Genomic DNA, 12262 nt, shown 5'->3' on the forward strand with positions numbered 1-12262 from the left:
TGATCGATTTTGTTGCGCCGCGTTCCCAACGCGGTAGCAGGGCCATCTTCATGGCTGTGGCAGTGGCACTTTCGACGGTGCTGGCAGCATGTGGCACCTCGACGACCGACACGAAGCCCGACGGTGAAGCGTGGACGTATGTAGATGCGCGCGGGCAGCAGATTTCGCTCGACAAGGTCCCCGAACGCATTGTGGCGACGGCGGACACCGCACCGGTGCTACTCGAATACGGCGTCGTTCCGGTCGGCATCATCGGATTCTCCAGGCTCGACGAATCCACGTTGAATGCATTCGACTTCAGCGGAATCGCCCATGTCAGCGAGACTGACACAGATATCAGTGCCGAGAAACTCCTGGCAGTGGACCCGGATCTCGTCATCGACATCTGGAGTTCGTACAACGGTGGAAACTTCGGCAGCATCTGGGGTGACGATATCGCTCGCGTCGAAGAGGTTGCTCCCATTGCCGGCGTCAAGATCACCGACGGGGCGCAAGCGGCGCTGGACAGCTTCAGTTCGTTGGTCCAGGGTATCGGCGGCACCGACGCCTCGCCGGTCTACGCGGCGAAGCGGGAAGAGTTGAGTGCGCTCGGTGACCGGGTGCGCGACTTGGCCACTTCGCGGTCGAATATCTCTGTTGCATACGTGATTCCGTTGGAGTCGAGCCTTGACTACGCGGTGCCGGGATGGACTCCGCTCGGAAGTATTCTCGAAACGATGGGCGTCGAATTTGCGAAGCTCGACAGCGAGGACGGTTTCTGGGCTTCGGCGAGTTGGGAAGAGCCGGGCGTCTTTCCGGCTGATCTCCTCCTGATTCCGCCGACTTGGTCGGATGCACCGGAGCTCAATTCGCCGACTGTCACCAGGCTTCCGGCTGTGGTTTCAGGCCAGGTTGCGTCGGTCGAACTTCGTACGGGGTACAGCCTGACGGGCATCACCGAGCAGATGAAGCGTTTTTCCGACGTCTACGAGAAGAGCGGGAAAGTCACCTGAGCAGCATCACCGCGGTGCGTGATCTCGCAATGATCGATTGACCCGGTCGAGGATGCCGATGGCAGCGGTCAATGTGCCGAGGTCGCCCTCGTCGAGGGACTCCAGTTCTTCGGCGAGGACACCGATGCGTAGTTCGGACCGACGGTCCCGTCGCGCGCTTCGCTCGTCCTTCACGTAAAGCGTGCTCACTCGGCCGTCCGTGGGATCGGGCCGTCGCTCGATCAGATCTTTGTCGGAGAGTGTGCGCACCAGTGTGCTGACGGTGTTCGGGCGTCTGGAGAGACGGTCGGCGACAGCCCCGATGCGAGTGCCCGGATGGTGTGCAACATCGTGAAGTACTTCGGATTGTGCCTCGGGCAACGTCGCGTCGGTGCCCGATGCGTCCATGTATTCGCGCAGCGCTCGACGTAATTCGAAGGCCGTAGCGATGAGTGATCTCGATGATTCTTCTGCTGTGGGCACGCGATCAGGGTAGCGATCAGCCCCGTGTGAGCCACGCCCTGAAACTGTATCTGACACAGATATAGTTTACAGTTCTCTAAAGGGTAGGCTCACCTAACCATGGCGGAACATGAAGCAGCCATGCTTCACGACGTACGGGACACGATCATGAATTTTCGAATAAAGTCACGCAGTGCACTGCTGATCGGCGCACTGGCCTTGGTGGCGACTCTCAGTGGCTGCGCGAGTGAGAACGCTTCGACCACAGATCCTGAGATCAGTGCGTCGGCGCCGTCGGACTCTGCGTTTGTCGCTCCGCGAAAAGTCCCCGCCGGCATGGGGAGCGGGAAGTCGGACGGCGAATTTCCCCGCATCGTCTCACACTTCAAAGGGGACACCACGATCGAATCACAGCCGGAGAAGGTTGTAGTGATCTCGACCGGACAGGCCGATGCACTCCTGTCGCTCGGTGTCGTGCCGGCAGGTTCGACGCGTGGTGACGGTGCGGATCTGGTGCCGCCGTACTTGTCGGCCGCATACCCCGAATACCGAACTCAGTTAGGTGATGTCGTCGACGCAGGTGGTCGCTTCACACCGAACTTCGAAGCGATCGTCAAGCTCGATCCTGACCTGATCTTGATGAATGTTGCAGGGAAGGATGCTGATTCGCTGTACGACCAGCTTTCGGCGATTGCACCCACCGTGGCAACACAGGGGACCGGCGTCAACTGGAAGCAGGACTTCCTGCTCGTTGCGGACGGAATCGGCAAGACACAGCAGGCGACGGCACTACTGGATACCTTCAACGCGGATGCCGCAGCTCTCGGTGCTTCCCTCTCGTCGCCGCCGACGGTGTCGTTCACCCGCCAGAACGGAAATCGGCTGCGCATCTTCGGCATTCCTTCGTTCACCGGCAGTATCGCCCAGGATGCCGGCCTGACGCGTCCGGAGTCGCAGCAATTCGACGACACCTCCCGAGACATCAGTGAGGAGGAGTTGAACGTGGCGGACGCTGATTGGATCTTCTACGGAGTGCAGGGCGGGGACCCGGCGGCGTTGACGAACGCGCCGTTGTGGGCGCAGCTACATGGTGTTGTTGCCAACCACGCCGTTGCTGTCGACGACGACGTCTTCTACCTCAATACCGGACCGACTGCGGCGCGTGAAGTGCTGAAGGTTCTGCAGAGCACACTGCAGCAGTAGTCGATTCGGCTTGGCTGGGGGTGCCGACGAACCGGAATACTGCCCCGCCCACAGTGACTGCAAGCGTCGCGAGAATGGCTCCGCCGATGACGTCGGTGAGCCAGTGCGCTCCCAAGTAGAGGCGAGTGAGCGCGACGACGACGGTGACCGTCACGGCGAGGAGCATCAGAAGGCGTTTGACGGCCGGTGTTCGGTCGATGCTCACAACGAGAACCGCGATGCCGAACAACGCTGCGGTTCCGGTCACGTGACCGGACGGGAACGAGTGGCCGGTCTCGAGAAGTACTTGGATATTGGTCGGCGGACGTTCGCGACCGACCAGTGCCTTGACGACTGTGCTGGCAACCGCTGCACCGCCAACGGTTCCGATCACGATCAAGCCTGGAACTACCGAACGCGCTCGCCACGAGATGAGCACGCCGCAGGTGACCCCGAGCAATGCGGTGGCGACAGGACTGCCGAGATCTGTGACTGCGACCGCTATCTGGTTCAGGGTGCCGCTCCGATGATCGACCATCCAGTCGGTCACCGGCCCGTCGAAGCTCGTCAACCAGCCGTTTCCATACACCTGGATCGACAGCGTCACCAGTGCAAGCACGAGTCCGCATGTGCGGAGGACTGTAGACCGAACGCTGGAAGCTCGGTAGATCGAACCGAACGCGAACAGAGCTGCGGCAACCACGATTGCGGCAACCGCAATCTCTGCGGTGGTGCTCTCGGTCAGGACTTCGGTGACCACGTTTCGCACGGTCGATACAGTTGCGGGCATGAATGCAGTGTGACGATCCGAAGCTGAAGAAACGCTGAACAGAACTCGGCCATGGGTCAACCGTCTGCTCTACTGGGTGCATCCGAACAACTGTGTGTCGACGAAACGGGGCCGGTGGTGCGAGTACTGGTGGTCGAAGACGAAGTGCGCCTGGCCGAGACGATCCGGCGGGGACTCGTGGCCGAGGGATTCGTGACCGCCGTCGAAGTCAACGGGGACGACGGATTCGCGACTGCCTGCAGCGACGAATTCGACGTGATAGTTCTCGACATCATGTTGCCGGGCAAACACGGATACGACATCGTGCGGGACCTACGCGCCCGGGAGATTTGGACGCCGATCCTGATGCTGTCCGCGAAGGACGGCGAATACGACCTCGCTGATGCTTTCGACCTCGGTGCCGACGACTATCTAGTCAAGCCCTTCTCGTTTGTCGTCCTCCTCGCGCGGCTGCGCGCTCTGGTGCGGCGAGGCGCTCCGCAACGTCCCGCGATACTCACAATAGGAAACCTGTCCCTCGACCCTGCCAAACATCAGGTGCGGCGAGCGAGAAGCGAATTGACCTTGACGCCGCGTGAGTACAGCGTTCTCGAGTTCCTGATGCGCAACAACGGAGTTGTGGTCACCAAGAGCGAGATCGTTCGCTCCGTCTGGGACCGCAACTACGAAGGTGACGAGAACATCGTCGAGGTCTATATCGGTTACCTACGTAAGAAGGTCGACCTGCCGTTCGGAACTCACAGCATCGAAACCGTTCGAGGTGTCGGGTACCGCTTTGTCGGGACTGCCTGATCCTCAGTCGTTCGGTACCGGAATTGTCACCTCGAATCGACTTCCGCCGCCCACTCTCTCACTGACGGCAATGGTTCCGTGATGCGCCGCAACGATTTCCGACGCGATGGCGAGTCCAAGTCCGGACCCGCCTCCCTGCCTCGACCGTGGTTGGTCCAGGCGGACGAAGCGTCCGAAGATTCGTTCGCGTTCTGCTGCAGGGATTCCGGGCCCGTCGTCCTCGATCACGATATGGGCTTCGTGGCCGGCTTCGGAGCACTCGAGATGCACGAGAGTCTCGGCATGCCGCACCGCGTTGTCGACCAGGTTGCGCACCATTCGCGTCAACGCTCGGGGGTCTCCTGAGACGCGAACCGGAGCCACGGCAGCGGTGACCTTGACGTCGGAGAAACCATCGATCCTTTTCTTCTCGGCGAACAAGATGTCGTCGAGGTCGACATCGACGGAGGTACCGATCTTTTCGAGTTCGCTTTCGTCCGAGCGCGCGAGAATCAACAGATCCTCGATCAACTGCCGCATCCGGCGCGCCTCGGGAAGTAGTGCGTCTTCGATCAATGCATCGTCGAGGAGATCCGGGCGTCGGTGTGCGAGTTCGAGAGCCGTCGTGATCGTGGACAGTGGACTACGTAATTCGTGTGAGGCATCGCTGACAAATCGTTGCTGGGCCAGTGCGCCTTCGTCGAGGCGTGCAAGCATGTCGTTCATTGTTGTTGCCAGCCGGGCTATCTCGTCGTTCCCAGCTGGGACAGGCACTCGTTCACCTTGTCGCCCACTCGAAATCGAGGCCACCCGGGCGCGTATGCGTTCGACGGGAGCGAGGGCCGAACCGACCAGGCGGTAGGTGGCAAACGCAGCCAGCCCCAGCACCAGGGGGCCGACGATTGCCAGCAGAACGGCAACGGTGGTCACCACGGTTTCAACCGGTTCACGGTCAGCGCCGACGAAGACGGTGACCGGTCCAGTCGGCGTCCGAGCGCCGCGTCCGACCAGCCAGTAGTCCTCGTTGTCCGACTCTTTCACCCGTCCGAAGGTGTCCGACTCGTCAGGGCCGAGAAGCTGTTCGGACAGAAGGCCGCTCTCGGTTCCGGGAGACTGGGCGACTATTCGGTGGTCGGCGTCGACGATCTGCACAATTCCGATCTGACTGTCTGTGGACAGAAGCGAAGGGTCGAGATCGGCCGGGTTCTTTCCGTTGAGTTGCTGGACCAGTTGAGTGGCGCGAGCTTCGGAGCTGTTCAGTGCGGACAGATGCAGGGAGTTCGCCAGTACCAAAACCAGTGCAAGCCCGGCGATCACCAGGCAGAAGGCGATCACGAGCGTCGATGCCACGGTCGAACGGGCACGTACGCTCCACCGGGACGGGTGCAGAATCGACTCGCCGATGAAGTTCATGGAGTCCAGTCTGTACCTTCGAGGCTGTGCATTTACGAAGACGGGTGACGCGGTCCCGTAATCGGACCGCGTCACCCGCCTACAGGATCACGCCACTCGCTTGGCGGTACGCCCGCCGAATTCGAGCATCACGGCGCGACCGGTCTCGTCGGTGACGAAGCGGCCCAACGCCCGGGTGGTGTCGGCGCGAGCAGCGAAGTCATGGTCGTTGACGAAGGCGATCGGGATCGCCGGCGGCCAGACGATGTCCTCGTATTCGCCGAGGTCCTGCGCGCTACCCATCCGGATGCCGATTCCCTCGTCACCGGGGGCGACGGTCATCGTCAGCGAGCCTGCCTGATACTTGCCCAGGACTGCATCGACGGCAGCGGGTTCGGGCTCGACCACGTCGAGGGATGCCGGCGCGGGTAGTTCAGTGAGATTGGCCATGGACCAGTCGACGATCTTCTTGCCGATTCCGCCGCCGAGTGCGTTGGTCAGCACGGTGACGGCGAAGTTCTTCTCGGGCACCGTCATGAACTCGGAGACCTGGAGATTGCTGACGTTTCCGCCGTGCCGCACTACCTGCGTGGTTCCGTACCGAGTCAGCAGCCATCCCAGGCCGACTTCCTCGAACATCATCGCTGCGGGACGCTGCGGCTTCTGCATCAGCAACCGGGTGGACTCGTCGAGTGGCTGCCCTTCGCCGGGGCGTTCGCCCGACAGCGCGTAGCGTGCCCAGACGAGCTGGTCTCGCACCGAGGACCACATTCCACCACAGGGAATCATGCCGCGGTCCAGTCCGGTTTCGTTGGATACGAACGGCACACCGTCGCGGATGTAGTGGCCGAGTGCGAACCGGTGGGTCATCACGTCCCAGGGCAGGAACGCCGAATTCTTCATTTCCAGAGGGTCCAGCACGCGTTGTTTGACCAGCTCTTCGAAGGTCAGTCCGCTGATCTTTGCCACGACATGTCCGGCGAGAACGAATCCGGAGTTGCTGTAGGAGAATACTTCTCCGACAGGGAACTCTTGTCGCAGTTCGTTCAGCCGTGAAACCGAGCGTCCCAGGGCGTCTTCGCCCCAGCCTGCCGAGAGGCCCGCGTCGCCGGTGAATCCGCCGGTGTGGGTCAGGAGATGACGCATCGTGACTGTGCGGGTGGCTTCTTCGTCGGCGAAGGTCAGTTCGGGGACATACTCGACCACCGGGGTGTCGAGGTCGAGCAGTCCGTCCTCGACGAGTGCCATCGCGGCTGTTGCGGCGAACACCTTTGTGGTGGAGCCGATCATGAACATCGTCTTGTCGGTGACCGGGAGCTGGGTTTCGACGCTTTCGATGCCACTGGTGACGACGATGTCCTTGTCACCGTGCACGATACCGACCGAGACGCCGGGGATGTTTGCCTCGACCCTCCACTGATCGACGAGTTCTTGAAGCTGTTCTTGCATCTTTGATTCCTCGAGTTCGCTGGCGTTCTGTGTTTCGGCGTTCTGTGTTTCCGCAATCGTATGTGTATCGGTCATGGTCACGCGTTAACCCGTGGTAGGAAGCGGAATCCGACGTACACGCCGTCGCGGTGCGGCCGTACCGTCGTCCAACCGGCGGCTCCCGGTTGACGGGTGGTCCAGGTTCCGGGGATCTGCGACGGTACGAGAGTGGCTACCGCTGCAGGCTTCTTCGGAGCTGTTTCGTCTTCCTCGGGATTCGGGATGACGTCGCCGATGACGGTGATCACGGCCTCGTCGGCGGACTCTCCTCGACGGAACTCGATTGCTATTCCGCCCGAGCTGTACTTTCCCAGAACCGAATCCGGAATCGACTCCACACTCGCGGGGTTCGGGGCGAGGGCTTGCGGAGGTTCGAGTCCGACCAACGCGGCCGCGGCTTCGGTGAAGAGATCACGGTAGAGGCCGTCGGCCTTGCCGCCGCTGGTCAGCAGTGCGATCGCGACATTGTGGCGGGGGAAGATGCGCAGATAGGCGTGCTGGCCGATGGTGCTGCCGTCGTGCCCGAAAATCTCTTCACCCGACCAGGTTTCGTGGAACCAGCCCAAGCCCCAACCCGACTTGTCCGGGAACAGTTCACTGATGTCGATTTCGGGTGTACGCATCGCGGCGGCTGATTCCTCCGACACGATCCGTACGCCGTCGACGCTCTGTCCTTCGAGGAGACCGAGTTCCGCGAACGTGAGTAGATCTCCGATGCTGGCAGTGATGCAGCCGGCCGGCCCCATCGAGCGCGTGATCGGCCAGACGGGCATCACGACAGAGTTTCCCGTATGTCCTGCTGCCACAGAGAATCTCGGAGCATCTCCGGTCAACGTGAGTGTGTGCTCGAGGCCGAGCGGATCGATGATCCGCTCCTTGAGGATGTCGTCCCAGATGCCGCCGCGAAGAACCTCGACGATACGAGCTGCAAGGACGTACGCGGAGTTCGAGTACGCGAAGCCGTCCTCGAGGGGATGAACCTGACGGAAGTCGCGCAGGCCCTCGACGTAGCGTTCGACGACGTCGTCTCCGCGACCCTTGTCGATGAAGAGGTCACCGTCGATTCCGTTGCGATGGTTCAGAAGTGCGCGAACCGTGATGCGGGCGGCTGTTTCCTCGTCTTGCAGTGCGAAATCGGGCAGGATCGACCGGACGGTTGCGTCCAGGTCGAGCAAGCCCTCGTCGACCAGCTGCATGACCAGCATCGCGGTCCACACTTTGGTGATGGATCCGATCTGGAACAGGGAGTCGGTGGAGACCTCGACCCCGGTGTCTGCATTGATCACGCCGGAAGCCACCGTCGTGCGGGTGATTTCCTTACCGCTGGAATCGAGTGTGAGAATACCGAATTGAGCACCGGTGACGCCGTAACGCTCACAGAGTACGTCCAGTGAACGCTTCCATGCATCGGCTCCGGCAGACGCGTTGGCCAGGCCGGTCTTGGGCAGCTTCGCCGAGGTGTATCGCTTCACCCACTCAATGAGCCGTGTGCTGTAGTCGATTCGGTGTGCGATCGAGCCGTTGACGAGGAAACCGTGGCTTGCGCCGGGATACGCCACCAGACGGGTGGGGACATGCTGCTGGCGCAGCGCGGCGAACCAGGCCTCGGCCTGACCCAGCGGGCACCGCTCGTCCGACTTTCCGTGCAGGATCAGCGTCGGAGTCACCACGTTCTTCACGGAGGCGAGGGGCGAGGCAGCCAGGAGTTTGGCGGAGTTCTCGGGGACAGTCGTTCCGGTGGCCAGTGAGGCGAGGTGCGGACCGAAATCGCAGACTCCGGCCATGGCGTTGAAATCGCAGATCAGCCCGCCGGCCACAGCCGCGGCAAAGCGATCGGTCTGTGAGGTGAGGTGACAGGTGCTGTATCCGCCGTAGCTGTACCCGGTGATCGCCAGTCGGTCCCCGTCGACAAGTCCTTCGGCGACAAGAGCATCGATCGGCTCGAGGAAGTCAGCTTGGTCCGAGGTGCCCCAGGCGCCGTTGACGGCGTACATGAAGTCCTCGCCGTACCCGTCTGATCCACGTGGATTGAGGGTCAAGATGCGCCAACCCTGCGCTGCGAGAACCTGGTGGGCGGGGTGATAGGTGTCGGCAACGCCCGTCCATGCGTTGTGCGGCCCACCGTGAATGTCGAGCAGAAGTGGTGCGGCGCCATCGGTTTCGGGAGCGGACAGCAACCAACCGTGCACGGTACGGCCGTCGGAGATGGTGAACTCGCGTTCCTCGGCGGCAAACAGTGTCACCTCGGGGAGTGCTTCTGCGGTGAATTTCGTCAGCGTGGTGACAGCGCCGCTGTCCAGATCGACGAGTGCGACCTCACCGAAGGACTGCTGCGTGGAGACGATGACGGAGGCGACGCGCGCATCACGGGCAACGGAGAGCGCCGCGACGACCTCGTTGGGATTGGCGACGAGGGAGCGGGAGGTGCCGGTTTCTATGTCGACGGCGTACAGATGCGTCCATCCGCGATCGCGCAGGCAGAACACGATCTCGTCGCCGGTGTTCGACAGTGCCGGTGTGCCACCGGGGTAACCGGGTGCGCCGGGCATCACGTTGCGATCGAGATGAGCGGTGAGGGTGACGTCGACCGGTGTCTCGATTGGGCCGGGGACGGACAGACGGATCAGGTCTGCAGTTCCGACACGGACCTCGGGAGTGCCGATGGCGACAACCGAATCTCCGTTCGGGTGCCAGAGCGTCGAGCCCTGCACCCCGGTGGCGTGGCCGAGTTGCTGCGGCGGAACCGACAGATCGTCGACGAGGATTCGGTAGGCGCTGAACGTGAGGTTCAGATCGCTGTCCGGTTCCAGATTCGCTGTGAAGGCGAGAGCCTTGCCGTCCGGTGACCAGGACGGAACGTCTGCATTCCAATCACCGTCGGTGAGGCGTCGAACTGCCTTCGTTTCCAGTTCGACGGTGTGCAGGTGGCGCCGGAAGGTTCCGAGCCAACCGGCACCGTCCACCTTGTATCCGAGTCGGTCGGTGACGATGGGCGCGTTCGGGTCGGTGGAGTCCGAACGTGAGACCACGGCGGCGAATGCAATGGCTTTTCCGTGCGGGCTCCAGGCCGCTGCGCCGGCCCCGAGGGGGAGTGATGCTGCTGTGGTGAGGGTTTCAGCCTCGCCGCCGGCGAGCGGGATCAGGTGCAGCTGCGCGGAGTCTCCGACCTTACGGAGGAAGGCAATCGAGGTTCCGTCCGGAGAGAACCGAGGTGCCGAATCCGCGGGCCCCGCAGTGAGGCGGCGAGCCTGGGAATCGCGGGACACCGCCCAGAGCGATGTAGTTGCCTTTCCGGCAACAATTTCCGAGCGAACGAAGACGACCACGGTGCCGTCGGGAGAGATTGAGGTCTCAGTGGGTGTGACCACACGGTGGAGGTCGTCGAGAACAAATGGACGGTCAGTCATGTAGATCCTTCGAATCGGAGAAATAGATGCAGACGTAAAGCTTTGTCTTCCGGCTTATTTCAGAACGCGGATGCCAGGGCCGGCCAGGGTGCCGCCAATCGGTGCATACAGGGCCGTCGCGCCGTTGAAGAACATGAAGTTCGGCGATGTGGACACCGGAATGACGTCGGACGAGGTGAACAGTGCTTGTTCCGCTTCCTTCCAAACCGAGCAGGATTCCTGCCCGGGCAGAACCGAGGCCTTCGCTGCCAGTTCGGTGTACTTCGGATTGTCGATCGATGCGAAGTTGACACCCGACGGTGGAGTGGGGCCGGCGAAGTACGGAACGAAGATGCTGGGGGTGTCGCTCTGGACGGTCAGTCCGATCGAGATCGACCATGACGTCAGGTCTTTTGCCGCGAATGTGTTGGAGATGATGAAGTTGTTGTCACCACCGCGAAGCTCTACCTTCGCGCCGAGCTCCTGCCACTGCTTCATTGCGTATTCTGCTGCTGCAGAAGTGGTGTCGCGGTAGTTGGCAAAGATGACCGTCAATTGCAGCGTTTGACCGTCCTTGGTCAGGACGCCGTCGGATCCGGGCTTCCAACCGGCGTCCGCGAGAGTCTTCTTCGCCGCGGCCATGTCGAACTTCGGAACTACACCGGTGACGCTGTCGAAGTCGCACGCCCGCGGATCGACTACTGCCAGTGCCGTAGCGCGTGAGCCTTTGCCGCCGGTGTTGATGTCTGTGTAATCGTCGAGATCGATCGCCTGCACCAGTGCGGTGCGTACGGCCTCGTCCTTGGTGGGGAGAGCCGCATTGTGGTTGAAGATGAACTGTCCGCTCAGGGTGTTGGACGTCATCGATTCAAGGCCGGAAGCTTCCACACGTTCGATATCCGAGCCGGCAACCGGGGCCGCGTTGACCGTTCCGGTGAGGACCAGGTTCGCCGTCGTCGCGGCGTCGGTCACGACCTTGATCGTGACCGTCTTGGGCACTCCGAGCGTGTCCGATGTGGTTTCGCCGTTCGGTCCCCAGTTGTATCCGTCGCGGCGTTCGAGGGTGACGTGATCGTTGGCCACTACTTCGGTGACTTTGAACAGTCCGGTTCCGTTGCTACTGCCTCGAACACTGGCAGGGTCGTCGAGCGCTGCCTGGCACGCCAACTTGAGAGCGCCGATGCGTTCGAGGAGGAAGGGCGCGGGTTCCGTTGTCTTGATCGTGAGTTCGTCACCGTCAGCGGTTGCTACCGCAGTTTCGGGTACGGATGCTCCCAACCACGGCGAGCCGTTGGTCTTGTCGACGACCCAGTTGATGTTGTTCGCTGCGGTCTGGGCAGTGAAGGTCGTGCCGTCTTCACACGTGATCCCCTTTTTGAGGGTGAAGTTCAGCGAAGTTCCGTTCTCGCTCCATTTTTCGGCCAGATACTGGCCCGCTGCGCGGGTTTTGGGGTCGATGGCCAACAACGAGTCGTTGGTATAGCTGTTGATCGCCTGCGTGGCAGTCAGATTGGTGATCAGGGGATGAAGGTTGCCGGGGTCGGTGTTCACGATCGTCGTGAAGCTGCCGTCCTTGGCGTAATCGCCGGAAGAATTGCCGCCAGGATCAGAGGTGCTTCCGCACGAGGCAACCGTGAGAACGCCGATCGTGACCAGAGCCGCGGTGGGCACTGAGCGAGCTTTCATCTGATGCACCTTTTGATCGAAGGATGTCGTTGATCAATGTTGCGCGAGTGACGTGGCCCAGGTCTCGTTGAATCGACTCATGCTGAGTGCCTGAATCTGTCGGATCGTCACAATGGGTGGTCGTCGTTTCTTGC

The 12262-nt window shown here is 61.6% G+C and carries 9 protein-coding genes; 3 read left to right on the forward strand and 6 right to left on the reverse strand.

Annotated elements, in window-relative coordinates; all coding sequences use genetic code 11:
• The first annotated feature begins 50 nt into the window (after positions 1-50).
• Complete coding sequence (locus ACFWEM_RS17260; protein WP_378535321.1) at positions 51-992, forward strand: ABC transporter substrate-binding protein; 942 nt, start codon at positions 51-53, stop codon at positions 990-992.
• Positions 993-998: 6 nt separating this feature from the next.
• Here the strand turns inward: ACFWEM_RS17260 and ACFWEM_RS17265 are convergent, their stop codons facing one another.
• The gene (locus ACFWEM_RS17265) at positions 999-1454 is read right to left on the reverse strand and encodes a MarR family winged helix-turn-helix transcriptional regulator (RefSeq protein WP_378535323.1); all 456 of its coding nucleotides are present in this window, start codon (positions 1452-1454) and stop codon (positions 999-1001) included.
• A gap of 147 nt (positions 1455-1601) precedes the next feature.
• Between ACFWEM_RS17265 and ACFWEM_RS17270 the strand changes: the two genes are divergently transcribed.
• Positions 1602-2636, forward strand: coding sequence for an ABC transporter substrate-binding protein (locus ACFWEM_RS17270; protein WP_378535325.1), 1035 nt, complete (start codon positions 1602-1604; stop codon positions 2634-2636).
• Here the strand turns inward: ACFWEM_RS17270 and ACFWEM_RS17275 are convergent.
• On the reverse strand, positions 2572-3405 hold the full coding sequence (locus ACFWEM_RS17275; RefSeq protein WP_378535330.1) for a phosphatase PAP2 family protein: 834 nt from the start codon (positions 3403-3405) through the stop codon (positions 2572-2574). The two genes, ACFWEM_RS17270 and ACFWEM_RS17275, sit on opposite strands and share 65 nt — an antisense overlap.
• Before the next feature lie 117 nt (positions 3406-3522).
• On the opposite strand from ACFWEM_RS17275, the gene ACFWEM_RS17280 reads away from it, so the two are divergent.
• Entirely contained in the window at positions 3523-4197 is a 675-nt protein-coding gene (locus ACFWEM_RS17280) for a response regulator transcription factor (protein WP_378536171.1), read from the forward strand.
• A gap of 3 nt (positions 4198-4200) precedes the next feature.
• Here ACFWEM_RS17280 and ACFWEM_RS17285 read toward each other — a convergent pair whose 3' ends face one another.
• The 4 genes from ACFWEM_RS17285 to ACFWEM_RS17300 form a co-directional block, all read right to left on the reverse strand.
• The gene (locus tag ACFWEM_RS17285; protein ID WP_378535332.1) at positions 4201-5589 is read right to left on the reverse strand and encodes a sensor histidine kinase; all 1389 of its coding nucleotides are present in this window, start codon (positions 5587-5589) and stop codon (positions 4201-4203) included.
• Positions 5590-5676: 87 nt separating this feature from the next.
• Positions 5677-7092 carry a serine hydrolase domain-containing protein gene (locus tag ACFWEM_RS17290; protein WP_378535334.1) on the reverse strand — a complete coding sequence of 472 codons (1416 nt, stop codon included), beginning with the start codon at positions 7090-7092 and terminating at the stop codon, positions 5677-5679.
• A 2-nt stretch (positions 7093-7094) separates the two neighbouring features.
• Positions 7095-10463, reverse strand: a complete 3369-nt coding sequence (locus ACFWEM_RS17295) for a serine hydrolase (protein WP_378535336.1) — start codon at positions 10461-10463, stop codon at positions 7095-7097.
• Between the two features lie 54 nt (positions 10464-10517).
• Positions 10518-12128: an ABC transporter substrate-binding protein gene (locus ACFWEM_RS17300; protein ID WP_378535338.1), complete on the reverse strand. Its 1611-nt coding sequence runs from the start codon at positions 12126-12128 to the stop codon at positions 10518-10520.
• Between the last annotated feature and the right edge of the window lie 134 nt (positions 12129-12262).

The sequence above is a fragment of the Rhodococcus sp. NPDC060176 genome, from assembly GCF_042728675.1.
In the GTDB taxonomy this organism is placed as follows: domain Bacteria; phylum Actinomycetota; class Actinomycetes; order Mycobacteriales; family Mycobacteriaceae; genus Rhodococcus_F.

Coding starts and splice junctions, on each gene's coding strand:
- ACFWEM_RS17260 (WP_378535321.1), top strand. CDS start 51: ATGGCTGTGGCAGTGGCACTTTCGACGGTGCTGGCAGCATGTGGCACC.
- ACFWEM_RS17270 (WP_378535325.1), top strand. CDS start 1,602: ATGAATTTTCGAATAAAGTCACGCAGTGCACTGCTGATCGGCGCACTG.
- ACFWEM_RS17275 (WP_378535330.1), bottom strand. CDS start 3,405: ATGCCCGCAACTGTATCGACCGTGCGAAACGTGGTCACCGAAGTCCTG.
- ACFWEM_RS17285 (WP_378535332.1), bottom strand. CDS start 5,589: ATGAACTTCATCGGCGAGTCGATTCTGCACCCGTCCCGGTGGAGCGTA.
- ACFWEM_RS17290 (WP_378535334.1), bottom strand. CDS start 7,092: ATGACCGATACACATACGATTGCGGAAACACAGAACGCCGAAACACAG.
- ACFWEM_RS17295 (WP_378535336.1), bottom strand. CDS start 10,463: ATGACTGACCGTCCATTTGTTCTCGACGACCTCCACCGTGTGGTCACA.
- ACFWEM_RS17300 (WP_378535338.1), bottom strand. CDS start 12,128: ATGAAAGCTCGCTCAGTGCCCACCGCGGCTCTGGTCACGATCGGCGTT.